Raw genomic sequence first — 15,171 nt, 5'->3', positions numbered from 1 at the left:
TAGGGGCCCGCACCGGTTGGTGCGGGCCCCTTTCCGTGCGCGGGCGGGCCGGACAGGCCGGCGCGGGTCGGACCCGCGGCTGCGGGCCGGGACGGGCCGGAAACGCGTCAGGAGCCCGTCCCCGGCTCGGGGAGGGCTCCTGACGGCAGAACCGGGGTCTAGACCTTCTGGGTGTGCGAGGCCAGCTGGCTGAGGCCGGTGACGATGCCGCCCGCCAGGTCGCCGCCCGTGAACGCCGCCGTCATCGAGAACGCCGCCAGCGCGCAGTCGCGGTCCGGGAGGCGCTTGCGGACCTTCTCGCCGGTGACGAGCTCCAGGACGCGCTGGTTCGGCGAGACCGCGATCAGGACGCTGTTGTCCGGGTCGGGCAGCTGGCTGTGCAGCTTCTCCGCGTGGCCGCGCACCGGGACGTGCAGGTCGCCCGCGTACACGCTGAAGGTCAGGCCGCTCTCGGAGTCGGCGAGGCGGAGGGCCTCGTCGATCCGGATCAGCTGCCGGGACGTGAAGGGGCCGTCGACGACCTCCGGGTACCAGGTCCGCGGGGCGTGCCCGTGCTCCTCGCCCGACACGGCGAGAGCGTTACCACTTGCCACTGGCTCCACCCTTCGTCCCCGCTGCGGCCGGCTGGACGCCGGTGAGTGCCGGAAGCTTCGCGCGCGACTCCTGCCCGGTCACCAGCAGCTCGGGCTGGGCCAGGAACCACACGGGCGCGAACTCGAAGGAACGCCCCGGGCGGTACCGCTTCGCCTGGCGGGAGCTGGAACCGTAGACGATGGCGTACACCAACGCGACGACGCCGAGCGCGCCTCCGACGACGAACAGCACCGTGTTCATCGAATATCCAAACATGGGTGTCACGGTATCGGAGACCGTGCCACCCGCGAGGCCAGGGGCTTAGTATTCCCACCGTGATCATCGAACGTGCACTCGCCGAGCGCCTCGACGCCGCCGATCCGCTGGCCGCCTTCCGCGACCGGTTCGCGCTCGGCACCGACGATCAGCTCATCTACCTGGACGGGAACTCCCTGGGCAGGCCGCCGAAGGCCACCCTGGAGCGGCTGCGGACCCTGTTCGAGGAGGAGTGGCAGAACCGGTTGATCCGGGGCTGGTCCACCTGGATCGAGCTCGCCCGGCAGGCCGGCGACGTCCTCGCGGGCGGGGTGGTGCAGGCGCGGCCGGGTGAGGTGATCGTCTCAGACTCGACCACCGTGAACCTGTACAAACTGGCGGTTGCCGCCCTCGACGCGCGCCCCGACCGGCGGGTGATCGTGACCGACGACGACAACTTCCCGACCGACCAGTACGTGTTCGCCGGGCTCGCCGAGGCCCGTGGCCTGGAAGTACGCAAGATCCGCACGGACATCGACGCCGGGGTGGCCCTGGCCGACGTCGTGGCGGCCCTCGACGACACTGTGGCGTTGGTCTCCCTGTCGCATGTGGCGTACCGGTCGGGCGCGATCGCCGACATGGCGGGCATCACCGCAGCCGCGCACGGGGCGGGCGCCCTGGTGCTGTGGGACCTGTCGCACTCGGCCGGCTCGGTGCCCGTACCGCTGACCGACGCGGGCGTGGACCTGGCCGTGGGCTGCACGTACAAGCACCTCAACGGCGGGCCGGGCGCGCCGGCGTTCCTCTACGTCCGCGAGGACCTGCAGACGAGCCTGCGGCAGCCGATCTGGGGCTGGTTCGGCCAGCGGGACCAGTTCGCGATGGGCGACGACTACTCCCCCGCCGACTCGATCGACCGCTTCCTGGTGGGCACGCCCCCGGTCGCCGGCCTGTACGGGGCCCTGGAGGGCGCGAAGCTCACCTCCGAGGCGGGCATCGACGCGATCTACGCGAAGGCCCAGAGCCTCACGGAGCTGATGATCGCCCTGCACGACGCCTGGCTGGCCCCGCTCGGCTTCACCCTGGCCTCGCCCCGCGACGCCGCCCGCCGGGGCGCGCACGTGACCCTGCACCACCAGCAGGCGTGGCAGATCTGCCAGGCGTGGCAGGCCCGGGGCGTGATCCCGGACTTCCGGACCCCGGAGCGGCTCCGGATCGGGCCCGCGCCGCTCTACACCCGGCACACCGACGTCTTCGACGCGTTCGCCCGGCTCCGGGACCTGGTGGCGGCGGGCGAGCACGACGGCTTCCCGGCGGAGCGCGCCCGGGTCACATAACGGGAGCCGGACCGGGCCGCAGGACGAGGCCGGCCCGGGGCACAGGGCCGAGCCGGCCAGGGCCACATAGCAGCTGAACTGCCCCGATGGGCAGACTGCGGATACTTCTGTGTGGATATTGGTGGACTTCCCCGATGTACCCCTAAAAATGCTCTAATCTCCCTAGGCCCACCGAAGGGGGAGGCATGCGACGGCTACTGACCGCCCTGTCCGCAGGGACGATCCTGGCGCTGGGGGCGGGCACACCCGCCCTCGCCGCCGACAACATCGCGCTCGTGGTCGAGCCACAGTTGATCCAGACCGGCGGCACCGTGAAGCTGACGGCCAACAACTGCAAGGGCCAGACCGCCACCGCGACGTTCTCGCCGTCGACCGTCGGCCCGGTGACACTCAACCAGTCGGTGGGCAACAACTCCGTCTGGGCGAACGTCGTCATCCCGGCCGAGGCCGCCACCGGGGTCTACACCATCACGGCGAACTGCAACGGCAGCGACGTGAAGGCCACCCAGAGCCTGTACGTGTACAAGGCCGCGCCCACGCCCAGCCACGGGCCCAACACCGGCGGCATCGCGCTCGACGGCGGCTCCGGCGCGATCATGACCGCCACGGGGGTCGGGATCGCCGGCCTCGGCGGCATCGTCGGGCTGCTCGCCTGGCGACGGCGGCGCGACGCGTAACGGAACCACTGTGCCGGCGGCCCGGGGTTCGCGGCTCCTCGCCGCGTGCGCCGGGCTGCTCGTCCTCTTCGGCGTGTGGACGGTGGGCGCCGGGCTCGGCAGCTGGGCGTCCGCGCCCACCGGTCCCGACCCCGCCAGCGCCGTCCGCGCCCGGCCCGCGCCGCTCTTCTCCGTCGCCCCGCTGCGCCGGGCCAACCCGACCCGGGTGAAGATCCCGTCGATCGGGGTCAACGCGCCCCTCGTCACCGTCGGCCTCGACAAGGGCGAGGTGGGCGTGCCGTCGCTGGAGAAACCCACGATCGCCGGCTGGTACCGGCCCGGTCCGGCGCCCGGCGAGGTCGGCCCCGCGATCCTGGTCGGGCACGTGTCCGGGAAGAAGGGCCCGGCCGTGTTCTACAAGCTCGGCGAGCTGAAGCCCGGGGCGCTGGTCGAGGTGTCCCGGACCGACGGGAAGGTGGCCGTGTTCCAGGTGGACGGGGTCGAACGGTTCCCGAAGTCGAGGTTCCCCACGGCGCGGGTGTTCGGGGAGTACACGGGGCCGACACTGCGACTGATCACCTGCGGCGGGGCGTACGTGGGCGGGGAGCTGGGCTACGCGGACAACATCGTGGTGTTCGCGAGCCTGGCGAAGACGCGCTGAGCGCCGGGGGCGGGCTGGGCGCGCGCCTATGTTCGCCGGGTCCCACCCGTACCCGTCGAAAGGGGTCAGGCCGCCGCGGCGGTGGGCTGGTCGGCGTAGTCCGGGGTGCGCAGCCAGTCCTTCCAGCGCGGATCGGGCGACCGGTGCCCCAGGATCCGCCAGGCCGGCCCGTGCGGGGCGGCCGGGGGCGTGGCCAGCCGCCAGCCCATCTCCGCCGGGGTGCGGGCGGCCTTGCGATGGTTGCACCGCGCGCAGGCGGCGACCACGTTCTCCCAGATATGACGACCGCCCCGGCTCCGGGGCAGCACGTGGTCGATGGTCTCCGCGGGGCCGCGACAGTAGGCGCAGTGCCAGCCGTCGCGGGCGAACACGGCGCGCCGGGTCAGGCCGACGTGCGCGCGGTAGGGCACCCGGACGTGCCGGGTCAGTTTGATCACGGAGGGCACGGCCAGCAGCTCGCGCTCGGAGTGCATGAGGCCGTCGCCGTCGGTGACGCACACGGCCTTGCCGGTGAGCATGAGAATCACGGCTCTTCGCACGGAGATGACACAGAGGGGCTCATACGTCGCGTTGAGAAGTAACGCGACGGAGCGGGTAGCTGGCGGACCTTCTCCCATCTGGCACCTCCGCGTGAGAGCGTAGAGCTGCGTCTATCCTCCCCGACATTAGTGCCGAATGCACGTGTCTTTTATCGGACGGGTGGTCGAACTTTTCGGCAAACCCCGCCCGAACACCCTGGCGGCCCATGCGGTACGAAAGGCGGATGATCGATTCCGATACTCCGCCGACCTGCGCGCACGACACCTTCTGCTGGATCGTCTGGGAGCAGACCAACAACTCCTGGATCGCCCAGAGCAGCAACTGGCTGCTGGTCAAGCCGCTGCGGATCATCGGCATCGTCCTCGCCGCGGTCCTCATCCGCTGGCTGATCGGCCGCATGATCAACCGGGTGACGACGGGCTCGATGCCGGCCATCCTCAAGCCGCTGAAGGAGAAGGCGGCGCTGATCGACTCCGGGCTGCTGTCGGAGCGCCGGTCGCAGCGGGCGGAGACGATCGGCTCGCTGCTGAAGTCGGCGATCGGCGCCATCATCGGCGTGATCGCCGCGATGATGATCCTCGCCGAGCTGGGGCTGAACCTCGGGCCGGTGCTCGCCACGGTCAGCATCGCCGGCGTGGCGCTCGGCTTCGGCGCGCAGAGTCTGGTCAAGGACATCCTGTCGGGGGTGTTCATGCTCCTGGAGGACCAGTACGGCGTCGGGGACACCGTGGACCTCGGCGAGGCCAGCGGCACAGTGGAGGCCGTCGGGCTGCGGGTCACCACGATCCGGGACGTGCGCGGGGTCGTCTGGTACGTGCGCAACGGGGAGATCGTGCGGGTCGGCAACAAGAGCCAGGGCTGGGCCACGGTGGTACTCGACATCCCGGTCGGCTACGCGGGCGTGGACGAGGCCATGGAGGTGATCCGGGTCGCCGTCGAGGCGTTCGCCGCCGAGGAGGAGAACGCCACCGAGTTCCTGGAGCCGCCGAAGGTCCTCGGCGTCGAACAACTGACCATCGATGGAGCCGTGGTCCGGGTGACCGCGAAGACCTCGTCCGAGGCACAGTGGCGGATAGGCCGTGACCTGCGAGGACAGGTGACGGCGGCGCTCGACGCGGCCGGCATTTCCTCCCGGATCGGGCCCGGTCGGGCGCCCCACCGTCCGGAGTAGTCGAACAAGTTGGTTGCGGCTCGGCATCGATAAGATGTCAATGTCCGCACTCCGTGAGCCATCAGCCGTTCGGACTACCGTAATGTCGGCCAATCAGGCAAACTCTGGAACGAGTAGTAGCACCAACACCCCTGACGCGTCGCCGTAGGAAGGACCCCATCGCCCGTGTCCGACCAGCCGCGCAGCCCCGCCACTGAGTCGGAGGTGCCCGCGCGCCCGGCGACCTACCGACAGGTGTTCGCCGAACGGGAGTTCCGTGGCATCTTCGGCGCGAGCGCGCTGTCGTGGTTCGGGGACTACGTGGCCCGCGCCGCGATCACGGCCCTGGTCTTCCAGCTCACCCACTCGCCGCTGACGTCGGCGGCGGCGTTCGCGCTGTCGTACCTGCCCTGGTTGGCCGGCGGTCCGGTGCTGGCGGCGCTCGCGGACCGGTACCCGTACCGCAGAGTCATGATCGTCTGTGACGTGGGCCGGATGGCGCTGGTCGGGATCGTGGCGATCCCGAACACCCCGCTGTGGATGATCTTCGTCCTGCTGTTCGTGACCGCGATGCTCAGCCCGCCGTTCGAGGCGGCCCGCTCGGCGCTGATCCCGCAGGTGCTCTCCGGCGACCGGTACGTGCTGGCGATCGGCGCGCAGGGCTCGGCGCTGCAGGCCATCCAGATCCTCGGCTACGTGACCGGCGGCATCCTCGCGGCGGTCAACGCGCACATCGCGCTCGGCCTCAACGCCCTCACCTTCGGCGTCTCGGCCATCGTGCTCGCCCTGTGCGTCCGCCGCCGGCCGTCGGCCACCCCCGAGGGCACGCCCCGGCACATCCTCCGGGAGACCGGCGAGGGGATCAGCATCGTCTTCGGCCGACCCGTGCTGCGGGCCATCGCGCTGGTGGTGCTCGCGGGGCTGACGTTCATCGCCGTCCCCGAGGGCCTCGCGGCCGGCTGGGCCGCCGAACTCGACCCGGACGGACGGTCCCAGGGCCTGATCATGGCGGCCGCGCCCGCCGGCCTGGCGCTCGGCGGGCTGGTGCTGCCCCGGGTGATGTCCCCGGAGACCCGGCGCCGGGCGCTGCGCCCGCTGGTGGTCCTCGCCCCCCTCGTCCTCGTGCCCGCCCTGCTCAACCCGCCGCTGCCGGTCGTCCTGGCCATGGTCGCGCTCGCGGGCTTCATGTTCGGCGGGTTCAACCCGCTGGCCAACGCGCTGTTCGTCCAGTCGCTGCCGGCCAGCCACCGGGCCCGCGCGTTCGGGGTGATGGCCGCCGGCATGCAGCTCACCCAGGGCGCGGCGCTGCTCGTGGCCGGTTCGCTGACCCAGCTCACCCGGGTGCCGTACGTGATCGGGGCGTGGTGCGCGGGCGGCGCGGTGCTGATGCTGGTGGCGAGCGCCGCCTGGCCGGCCCCCGAGGTGATCGAGGCCGCCATCGCCGAGACACAGGCCACGAACGGAGCGTCCGGCAAGCTGGCAGGATAGGGGCGTGACCTCTTTCTACGACGCCGTGGGCGGCTCGGACACCTTCCGGCGGCTCGTCGACGCGTTCTACGCGGGCGTGGCGGACGACCCGCTGCTCCGGCCGCTGTATCCGGAGGAGGACCTGGGCCCCGCCGCCGACCGGTTCCGGATGTTCCTGGAGCAGTACTGGGGCGGCCCGAAGACGTACTCCGAGCAGCGCGGCCACCCCCGGCTCCGGATGCGGCACGTGCCGTTCCGGGTCGGCCCGGCCGAGCGCGACGCCTGGCTGCGGCACATGCGCGCGGCGCTCGACGGGCTGGGCCTGCCCAAGGACCAGGAGACCGAGCTCTGGGACTACATGGAGAAGGCGGCCTACTTCATGGTCAACACTTTCGACGAGGAGGAGTAGCTTTCGGGTGCTATGGGTCGTTGATCCAATATGCGCCGCCGACTGCTGACCCTCACAGCCATCCTCGCCGCCGGGTTGTTCACCATCGCCCCCGCCCGGGCGGGTTTCGTCCACCCTGACGTCGTGTCCGTCGACCCGGTCGACTGGACGCCGCACGTCCTCGACGGCGCGGTGTACGCGTTCGCGGTGCTCGACGACACCGTCGTGGTGGGCGGCGAGTTCACGGCGGTCCAGGACGCCGACGGCAGCGAGTACGGCCGGTCCAACCTGTTCGCCTTCAGCCTCGCCGACGGCCACGTGCTGCCGTTCGCCCCGCAGGTGGACGGGCCGGTGCGGGCGCTGGCCCCGGGCGCGGCGGGCTCCGTCTACGCCGGCGGGGAGTTCCGCCAGGTCAACGGCGCGCCCCGGCACGGCCTGGCCCGGCTCCGGGCCGACGGCGCCCTGGACACCGGGTTCCGGACGAACATCGACGACAGCGCGGGGCTGGTCCGTGCGCTGGCCACCCGCGACGACCGGCTGTACGTCGCGGGCGACTTCGCCACCCTCGGCGGGGTGTCCCGGCGGGCGCTGGCCCGGGTCGACACGACCACCGGCCGGGTGGACCCCGACTTCGACCTGGAGCTGGCCCGCCCGGACGGCAAGGCCTGGGTGCAGTCGATGGCGGTGAGCGAGGACGGCGGGACCCTGGTGTTCGACGGCACGTTCACCCGGGTGTCCGGACAGGACCGGTACCAGATCGCGGTGGCCCGGACCGACGGCGCGCGCGCCGAACTGGCCCCCTGGGCGACCGACGCCGTGGCGAACACGACGTGCAGCCCCGACTACGAGACCTACCTGCGGAACATCGACGTCTCCGCCGACGGCTCGTACTTCGTCATCGTCGCCAGCGGGCACGCCGCCGGGCCGGAGCGGATGTGCAACAGCGCCTCCCGGTTCGACACCCGGGGCGGGGCCGGCCAGGAACCGGTGTGGGTCAACCACACGGGCGGGAACACGCTGCTGTCGGTGGCGGTGACGGACGCGGCCGTGTACGTCGGCGGGCACCAGCAGTGGCTGGACAACCCGTACGGCAACAAGTACCCGGGGCCGGGCGCGGTGCCCCGGCCGGGGATCGGCGCGATCGACCCCGACTCCGGGCGGGCGCTGTCCTGGAACCCGACCAAGGACCGGGGCATCGGGACGGAGGCGCTCCTCGCGTTCGACGGCGGGCTGCTGGTCGGGAGTGACACTGAACACCTCGGCCGCGAGTACCACGCTCGGCTGGGGATCTTCCCGCTCGTCCCGTGATCGTCCCGCGATTTCCGGCGCATAGGTTCGCCCGATGCGTCGCACCTCTCTCGTGGCCGCGTCCCTCGCGGCCCTGACCCTCGCGGGTTGCACCTCCGATCCGAAGCCGGCCCCGGTCGCCGCGGCCGCCGCGTCGAAGGCCCCGGCCGTCGACTACGCCGCCTGGAACGCCGGCCGCTCCGCCCCGGTCGCCGACCCGGTGTACCCGGAGCGCGGCAACCCCCAGCTCGACGTCCTGCACTACGGCCTCGACCTGGCCTGGGACCCGACCACCAGGACCCTGACGGGTACCGCCACCCTGCGGATCCGCCCGCTGGCCGACCTCGCCGAGATCCGGCTCGACTTCGCCAACTACACCCTCGACGCGTCGACCGTCGACGGGCAGCCGCGCGCCGGCAGCGTGGCGAAGGAGAAGTTCGCGATCCCGGCGACCCTGACGAAGGACAAGCCGGTCACGCTCGTGGTGAAGTACCACGGCACGCCGGCCACGGTGAAGATGCCGTCGCACCGGGGCGACGCGGAGGGCCTCGGACTGACCATCACCGCCGACAACGAACTGTGGACGATGCAGGAGCCGTACGGGGCGTTCACCTGGTACCCGGTGAACGACCAGCCGTCCGACCGGGCCCTGTACGACTTCGCCGTCACCGCCCCCGAGGGCTGGTCGGCCATCGCGTCGGGCACCCCGGACAAGCAGGAGGGCAACACCTTCCGGTACACGTCGCGGGATCCGGTGGCCAGCTACCTGACCACGCTGGCGGTCGGGAAGTTCCAGAAGGAGACGGCCACCGGGCCGCACGGGCTGCCGCTGACCTACTGGTACAAGGCCGACACCGACCCGGTGATCCTGTCGTACCTGCGGAAGTCGCCGCAGTACGTCGAGTGGCTGGAGAAGAGGTTCGGGCCGTACCCGTTCCCCAGCGGGGGCATCGTGCTCGTCGCGTCGGAGTCGGGCATGGAGACCCAGCAGATGATCACCATGGGGATCCCGAAGGTGGCCGACAAGTCGCGGCTACCGAACGTGATGGACGGCGACCTGCTGCACGAGTACGCGCACCAGTGGTTCGGCGACGCGGTCACCACCTCCACCTGGAACGACCTGTGGCTCAACGAGGGCTGGGCGATGTACGCGCAGCTGCTCTGGGAGGACGAGCGCGACCACGTCACCGACGCGCAGCTGGAGACCTGGCTGCGCAAGCGGGACGCGGACCTGCGGGCCAAGGTCGGTCCGCCCGGGCACCCGAAGGCCGACAGCTTCGCCGAGAGCAACGTCTACCTGTGCCCGGCGGCGATGCTGCACGAGATCCACCAGGCGGTCGGGGACGAGAAGTTCTACGCGATGGCCCGGGACTGGATCGCGCAGAACAAGGGCAGCCAGGACCGGGCGTCGTTCGTCGCGTTCGTGAACAGGCACACCGGGCAGGACTTCACGGCCCTCATCGACGCGTGGTTGGACTCGCCGACGACCCCGGCGTAGCGGTTCCGGGGCCGGCCGGCCGCAGGTTCGTGCCCGGCCGGGTGCGGGGTCCGTGCTCGGCCGTGTGCGGGGTCCGTGCCCGACCGGGCGCCGCGTCCCGCTTCGGCACCGGGGTGTGACGCTGCCGCGACCTTGCGAAAGTAGGGTCGCGGCATGCGTCGTCCATCCATCGCCATCGCCGTCAGCTCGGCGCTGCTCGCCGCCGGATGCACAGCCGTCACGCCCAGCCCGGTCCGGACCGACCCGCCGCGCGTCGTCCCGACCAGCCCGGCGCCCGACTCGGCCGGCCTGTCGGCCCCGGTCGCCGACCCGATCTATCCCAACCGGGGCAATCCAGGCATCGACGTGCTGCGTTACCGCCTGGACCTCGCCTGGTCCCCGACCACGAGGACCTTGACGGGTACGGCGACCCTCACGCTCCGCGCCGTCCGCGCCCTGGACGCCGTGGCCCTGGACTTCTCCGCCGCCTACGCCCTCGACAGGGTCACGCTCGACGGCGCGCCCCGCACCGGCACGCTCGCCGCCGACAAGCTCACCGTGCCCGGCACCCTGGCCGCCGACCAGCGCGCCACCCTCGTCGTGCGCTACCGGGGCACCCCGGTCACCACCCCCATGCCCTCGCACCGGGCCGACTCGGGGCCCCTGGGCCTCACCATCGCCTCCGACGGCGCCCTGTGGACGATGCAGGAGCCGTACGGCGCGTTCACCTGGTACCCCGCGAACGACACGCCCTCCGACAAGGCCCTCTACGACATCGCGGTCACCGTGCCCCCGGGCTGGGCCGGCGTCGCCAGCGGCACCCCCCTGCCGGTCGAGGGCGACACCTACCGCTACACGTCCGCCGACCCCGTCGCGAGCTACCTGACCACGCTGGCCGTCGGAAAGTTCCAGAAGACGACGGGTACCGGCCCCGGCGGCCTGCCCATGACCTACTGGACCCCGACCGGCGACGCCGAACGCCTGCCCTTCCTGCAACGGTCGCCCACCCTGATCGCCTGGCTGGAACAACGCCTCGGCCCGTACCCGTTCCCCACCGCCGGGGTGGTCCTCGTCGAGTCCCGGTCCGGGATGGAGACCCAGCAGATGGTCACCCTGGGCGCGAGGACCCCGATCGCGGCGCTGGAGGGGGTCCTGCTGCACGAGTACGCGCACCACTGGTTCGGCAACAGCGTCACGCCGACCACCTGGCAGCACGTGTGGCTGAACGAGGGCTGGGCGACGTACCTCCAGCGGGTCTGGGAGGCCGAGCGCTCGCACACCGACATCGCCGGGTGGGCGAAGGACACCCGCGCCCGGGACCAGGAGCTGCGCACCCTCGCGGGGCCGCCCGGCAACCCGAAGCCGGGGAACTTCGCCGAGGGCAACGTGTACATGTGCCCGGCCCTGCTGTTGCACGAGATCCGCAAGCTGGTCGGCGACGAGGCGTTCTGGGCGCTGGCCAGGGACTGGACCGGGCAGCACCGCAACACCAACCAGGACCGGGCGTCGTTCACCGCGTTCGTGAACCGGCACACCGGGCGGGACCTGACGGCGCTGATCGACAAGTGGCTGGACTCACCGACGACCCCGTGACGGGGGCTCGGGCCCGGCGGGGGTGCGCGGCCCGCTGAGGGTGCGCCGGCCGGTGGGGCTCGGCCCGACGAGGGTGCGCCGGACAGTGGGGCGCTACGGGACGGCTCCCGGCGGGGACACCTGCCGGGAGCCGTTGGGGTCGGGGGCGCGGGGACGCGTACCCAGAAAAAGAGGTTCTAGAGGACGCCCGCGTCCGAGTGCAGCCAGTCGACGTAGGTGGCGGCCACGGCGGCCGCGCAGTCGATCAGCTCGTCGATCAGCTCGTCGTGCGCGCCCGCGAGGAACGGCACCTGCATCTCCGCGTAGAACGGCAGGCCGCCGCGCTCCGTCGGGTCGCCGACGTAGGCCTTCATGAAGCGGCGCGCGTGGTTCCACTCGTTGGCCGCCGCATACGCCCGCTCGGACCACTCCTGCGGGGTGGTGGCGTGCGCGCGGGCCCGCACGACGAGGATCTCGTCGTCGGGGCCCTCCAGGGTGAACAGGACCGCGTGCCGCTCCCAGAGCGCGAGGAGCGCGCCGTCGGCGTCGGTGAGGTGCCGGATCTCCTGCCGGGTCAGCGAGGCTCCGATCCGCTCCATGGTGACCGGGCCGACCGCCCCTGTCCCGCGACGCTGCCGGGGCAGCTGGAGGCGGAGGCCACCTTCGGTCTCCGGCTCTTCGCGGTGCGGGTTGTCGTGACCCCAGCGCCACCACGCCATGACTCACTCCTAACATCGGGACGGTTCATGCCGCCCCGACGCTACCCGGACAAACCTGGGGCTGTCAGCCCCCGAATCTGCATGACCTTCTCCACCGTACGTATCATTTCGGACATTCGGTGGGGCCCGATCGGACAAGTACCCGACTAGTACTTTCGGGTTGTCCCGAATGGTCCGTTCGGCCGCAGCGTGATCCACATCCGCGACGGAGCGCTGGCGGACCGTGACCGCTCAGATGGTGAGAAAACTGAGTGCCGGCCGGTACCACGCGGCGCCGAACTCCCCCACGAGCCCCGTCCACCCGCCGCTGCGGCGGACCGCCACGGGGGTCTCGCCAAGGAAACCCATCCGGGTCAGCCCGAGCACCAGCCGGAGCGGGATCTCGGCGGACTCGCCGTCGTCGGCGGTGACCGTGATCGCGACATGGTCGAGGAGCGCGTCACGGACCCGGCGCTCGCCGAGGGTCGGCGGGGCGGCCCTCAGGGTGGCGGCGGCGGCCTCGGCGATCCCGCGCAGCTCGGCGGCGGGGATCTCCTCCAGGGTGCGGCCGGCCGCCAGGGGGAGGGCGCCGCGCCATTCCGTGTCGCGGAGGGGTGGGGTGCCGGAGAGGTCGGCGAGGAGTTCGTCGACGCGGTAGGTGACGTCGGTGGCTCCCTTCGTGGGCCCGGGTCCCGCCGGGGCGGGGTCGGCCTCCGCAGGCTCAGTCGGCGCGGGGCCGGCCTGCGTGGGGCCGGCCTCTGCGGGGCCGGCCGGGGCGGGGCCGGCGATCGGTCGGGTGACCAGCACGTCGAACGGCAGCCGCGCCCACACCGCGCCCCCACTGAGCCGCACCAGGGTCGCGGGGTCGAACCGGGCGACCCGGGCACAGAACGCGCCCAGGTCGCTCACGACTCCCGCCACTTCTCCAGGAACGCCTTCTCCACGGCCGTCACCCGGCGCGGCACCTGGTGCGCCAGGTTGAACGGCACCAGCACCGTCTTCGCCCGGCTCGCCAGCTTCCCGTCCGCGAACAGCTCGTAGGCCACGACGAACGAGCTGTTGCGGATCTCCTCGATCCACGTCTCGATCCGCACCTTGGCCTCGTGGCCGACCGGCAACAGGTAGTCGATCTCGTGCCGGGCCACGACGACGCCGTCCTTGAGTTCCGGCAGCGGCACGTCGACGAAGAACATGGCGACGCGCGCCTCCTCGTACAGGGTGAGGAAGCGCGCGTTGTTCACGTGCCCGTACGCGTCCATGTCGGACCAGCGCAGCGGGCACTCGTACAGATGCCTAGTCACGCGTCAGCTTGCGGTGCGTGACCCGGTGCGGCCGGGCGGCGTCAGCCCCGAGCCGGTCGATCTTGTTCTTCTCGTAGGACTCGAAGTTGCCCTCGAACCAGAACCACTTCGCCTCGTTCTCGTCGTCGCCCTCCCAGGCGAGGATGTGCGTGGCGATCCGGTCCAGGAACATCCGGTCGTGGGAGATGACCACGGCGCAGCCCGGGAACTCCAGCAGCGCGTTCTCCAGGGAGGACAGGGTCTCGACGTCCAGGTCGTTCGTCGGCTCGTCGAGCAGCAGCACGTTGCCGCCCTGCTTGAGGGTCAGCGCCAGGTTGAGCCGGTTGCGCTCGCCGCCGGAGAGCACCTTGGTCGGCTTCTGCTGGTCCGGGCCCTTGAAGCCGAACGCGGCCACGTACGCCCGGGACGGCATCTCGACCTTGCCGACCATCATGTGGTCGAGCCCGTCGGACACGACCTCCCACAGCGTCTTGTCGCCGTCGAGGCCGGACCGGTTCTGGTCGACGTAGGACAGCGAGACCGTGTCGCCGACCTTCACGGAACCGGCCGTCGGCTGCTCCAGCCCGACGATCGTCTTGAACAGGGTGGTCTTACCCACGCCGTTCGGGCCGATGATGCCGATGATGCCGTTGCGCGGCAGGGAGAAGCTGAGGTTCTCGATCAGGGTCCGGTCGCCGAAGCCCTTGACCAGGTCCTTCGCCTCGATCACCACGTTGCCCAGGCGCGGGCCCGGCGGGATCTGGATCTCCTCGAAGTCGAGCTTGCGGGTCTTGTCGGCCTCGTTGGCCATCTCCTCGTACCGGTCGAGCCGGGCCTTGGACTTGGTCTGGCGGGCCTTGGCGTTGGAGCGGACCCACTCGAGCTCCTCGGTGAGGCGCTTCTGCATCTTCTGGTCCTTGCGGCCGGCCGCCACGAGCCGCTGGGCCTTCTTCTCCAGATAGGTGGAGTAGTTGCCCTCGTACGGGTACGTCCGGCCCCGGTCGAGCTCCAGGATCCAGTCGGCGAGGTGGTCGAGGAAGTACCGGTCGTGCGTGATGGCGATGACGGTGCCGGCGTAGGCGGCGAGGTGCTGCTCCAGCCACAGCACGCTCTCGGCGTCCAGGTGGTTGGTGGGCTCGTCGAGCAGCAGCAGGTCGGGGGCCTCCAGCAGCAGCTTGCACAGGGCCACCCGGCGGCGCTCACCACCGGACAGCGGGCCGACCTCGGCGTCGCCGGGCGGGCAGCGCAGCGCGTCCATGGCCTGGTCGAGCACGGAGTCGATGTCCCACGCGTTGGCGTGGTCGAGCTCCTCCTGCAGGGCGCCCATCTCCTCCATCAGCTCGTCGGAGTAGTCGGTGGCCATCAGCTCGGCGATCTCGTTGAACCGGGCGAGCTTCGCCTTGGTCTCCGAGACGGCCTCCTCGATGTTCTCGAGGACCGTCTTCTCCTCGTTGAGCTTCGGCTCCTGGGCCAGCATGCCGACCGTGTAGCCCGGCATCAGCCTGGCCTCGCCGTTGCTGACCTGCTCCGTACCCGCCATGATCTTGAGCAGGGTGGACTTACCGGCTCCGTTGGGCCCGACGACACCGATCTTGGCCCCGGGCAGGAAGCTCAGCGTGACGTCGTCGAGGACGACCTTGTCACCATGCGCCTTGCGCGCCTTTTCGAGCGTGAAGATGTACTGCGCCACAGTGCCACTGCCTCCGAGAGTCATGGGTTTGCCATCAATCTTTCCACGCTCCGGATAACGGCTGCTCCCCGGCCTGAGGACCAGGACAAACCTCGCAAAGGTGCCCGTGATCGGACCGTGCTACCGAACCTTGCCGGGGA

16 protein-coding genes are annotated in these 15,171 nt (G+C 71.3%); 9 read left to right on the top strand and 7 right to left on the bottom strand.

Annotated features, from left to right (window positions below; all coding sequences use genetic code 11):
• Window positions 1–158: 158 nt before the first annotated feature.
• Window positions 159–569, bottom strand: coding sequence for a DUF5130 family protein (locus AB0M43_RS24600; RefSeq protein ID WP_363728552.1), 411 nt, complete (start codon window positions 567–569; stop codon window positions 159–161).
• A 10-nt stretch (window positions 570–579) separates the two neighbouring features.
• The gene (locus AB0M43_RS24595) at window positions 580–849 is read right to left on the bottom strand and encodes a hypothetical protein (protein WP_363728119.1); all 270 of its coding nucleotides are present in this window, start codon (window positions 847–849) and stop codon (window positions 580–582) included.
• Between the two features lie 59 nt (window positions 850–908).
• Here AB0M43_RS24595 and kynU point away from each other — a divergent pair, with 59 nt between their 5' ends.
• From kynU to AB0M43_RS24580, 3 genes are all read left to right on the top strand, one after another.
• Complete coding sequence (gene kynU, locus AB0M43_RS24590; protein ID WP_363728118.1) at window positions 909–2,165, top strand: kynureninase; 1,257 nt, start codon at window positions 909–911, stop codon at window positions 2,163–2,165.
• Window positions 2,166–2,350: 185 nt separating this feature from the next.
• The gene (locus AB0M43_RS24585; RefSeq protein ID WP_363728117.1) at window positions 2,351–2,842 is read left to right on the top strand and encodes a hypothetical protein; all 492 of its coding nucleotides are present in this window, start codon (window positions 2,351–2,353) and stop codon (window positions 2,840–2,842) included.
• Between the two features lie 10 nt (window positions 2,843–2,852).
• Window positions 2,853–3,482 carry a class F sortase gene (locus AB0M43_RS24580; RefSeq protein ID WP_363728116.1) on the top strand — a complete coding sequence of 210 codons (630 nt, stop codon included), beginning with the start codon at window positions 2,853–2,855 and terminating at the stop codon, window positions 3,480–3,482.
• A 65-nt stretch (window positions 3,483–3,547) separates the two neighbouring features.
• Here the strand turns inward: AB0M43_RS24580 and AB0M43_RS24575 are convergent, their stop codons facing one another.
• Window positions 3,548–4,099 (bottom strand): HNH endonuclease, encoded by a 552-nt coding sequence (locus AB0M43_RS24575; protein WP_363728115.1) that lies wholly within the window; start codon window positions 4,097–4,099, stop codon window positions 3,548–3,550.
• Window positions 4,100–4,245: 146 nt separating this feature from the next.
• On the opposite strand from AB0M43_RS24575, the gene AB0M43_RS24570 reads away from it, so the two are divergent.
• The 6 genes from AB0M43_RS24570 (at window position 4,246) to AB0M43_RS24545 (ending at window position 11,384) form a co-directional block, all read left to right on the top strand.
• Window positions 4,246–5,193, top strand: coding sequence for a mechanosensitive ion channel family protein (locus tag AB0M43_RS24570; RefSeq protein ID WP_363728114.1), 948 nt, complete (start codon window positions 4,246–4,248; stop codon window positions 5,191–5,193).
• 165 nt (window positions 5,194–5,358) lie between these two features.
• Window positions 5,359–6,660 (top strand): MFS transporter, encoded by a 1,302-nt coding sequence (locus tag AB0M43_RS24565; RefSeq protein ID WP_363728113.1) that lies wholly within the window; start codon window positions 5,359–5,361, stop codon window positions 6,658–6,660.
• Between the two features lie 4 nt (window positions 6,661–6,664).
• Complete coding sequence (locus AB0M43_RS24560) at window positions 6,665–7,048, top strand: globin (RefSeq protein WP_363728112.1); 384 nt, start codon at window positions 6,665–6,667, stop codon at window positions 7,046–7,048.
• Between the two features lie 30 nt (window positions 7,049–7,078).
• On the top strand, window positions 7,079–8,335 hold the full coding sequence (locus AB0M43_RS24555; protein ID WP_363728111.1) for a delta-60 repeat domain-containing protein: 1,257 nt from the start codon (window positions 7,079–7,081) through the stop codon (window positions 8,333–8,335).
• 34 nt (window positions 8,336–8,369) lie between these two features.
• The gene (locus tag AB0M43_RS24550) at window positions 8,370–9,812 is read left to right on the top strand and encodes a M1 family metallopeptidase (RefSeq protein WP_363728110.1); all 1,443 of its coding nucleotides are present in this window, start codon (window positions 8,370–8,372) and stop codon (window positions 9,810–9,812) included.
• Window positions 9,813–9,965: 153 nt separating this feature from the next.
• Entirely contained in the window at window positions 9,966–11,384 is a 1,419-nt protein-coding gene (locus AB0M43_RS24545; RefSeq protein ID WP_363728109.1) for a M1 family metallopeptidase, read from the top strand.
• Window positions 11,385–11,560: 176 nt separating this feature from the next.
• Here AB0M43_RS24545 and AB0M43_RS24540 read toward each other — a convergent pair whose 3' ends face one another.
• The 4 genes from AB0M43_RS24540 to ettA all read right to left on the bottom strand — a co-directional run bounded on the left by AB0M43_RS24540 (window position 11,561) and on the right by ettA (window position 15,031).
• Entirely contained in the window at window positions 11,561–12,082 is a 522-nt protein-coding gene (locus AB0M43_RS24540) for a YbjN domain-containing protein (protein WP_363728108.1), read from the bottom strand.
• A gap of 231 nt (window positions 12,083–12,313) precedes the next feature.
• Window positions 12,314–12,970 (bottom strand): hypothetical protein, encoded by a 657-nt coding sequence (locus AB0M43_RS24535; RefSeq protein ID WP_363728107.1) that lies wholly within the window; start codon window positions 12,968–12,970, stop codon window positions 12,314–12,316.
• Window positions 12,967–13,362, bottom strand: coding sequence for a thioesterase family protein (locus tag AB0M43_RS24530; RefSeq protein ID WP_363728106.1), 396 nt, complete (start codon window positions 13,360–13,362; stop codon window positions 12,967–12,969). Before AB0M43_RS24530 ends, AB0M43_RS24535 begins: the two co-directional genes overlap by 4 nt.
• Complete coding sequence (gene ettA, locus AB0M43_RS24525; RefSeq protein ID WP_363728105.1) at window positions 13,355–15,031, bottom strand: energy-dependent translational throttle protein EttA; 1,677 nt, start codon at window positions 15,029–15,031, stop codon at window positions 13,355–13,357. The genes AB0M43_RS24530 and ettA overlap by 8 nt, the downstream gene beginning before the upstream one ends.
• Window positions 15,032–15,171: the final 140 nt, after the last annotated feature.

Origin of the sequence: Longispora sp. NPDC051575 (assembly GCF_040681875.1) — a bacterium.
Lineage (GTDB): Bacteria > Actinomycetota > Actinomycetes > Mycobacteriales > Micromonosporaceae > Longispora.
This window is presented reverse-complemented; position numbering and strand designations above follow the sequence as displayed.

Coding starts and splice junctions, on each gene's coding strand:
- AB0M43_RS24595 (WP_363728119.1), bottom strand. CDS start 849: ATGTTTGGATATTCGATGAACACGGTGCTGTTCGTCGTCGGAGGCGCG.
- AB0M43_RS24585 (WP_363728117.1), top strand. CDS start 2,351: ATGCGACGGCTACTGACCGCCCTGTCCGCAGGGACGATCCTGGCGCTG.
- AB0M43_RS24575 (WP_363728115.1), bottom strand. CDS start 4,099: ATGGGAGAAGGTCCGCCAGCTACCCGCTCCGTCGCGTTACTTCTCAAC.
- AB0M43_RS24570 (WP_363728114.1), top strand. CDS start 4,246: ATGATCGATTCCGATACTCCGCCGACCTGCGCGCACGACACCTTCTGC.
- AB0M43_RS24555 (WP_363728111.1), top strand. CDS start 7,079: ATGCGCCGCCGACTGCTGACCCTCACAGCCATCCTCGCCGCCGGGTTG.
- AB0M43_RS24550 (WP_363728110.1), top strand. CDS start 8,370: ATGCGTCGCACCTCTCTCGTGGCCGCGTCCCTCGCGGCCCTGACCCTC.
- AB0M43_RS24545 (WP_363728109.1), top strand. CDS start 9,966: ATGCGTCGTCCATCCATCGCCATCGCCGTCAGCTCGGCGCTGCTCGCC.
- AB0M43_RS24540 (WP_363728108.1), bottom strand. CDS start 12,082: ATGGCGTGGTGGCGCTGGGGTCACGACAACCCGCACCGCGAAGAGCCG.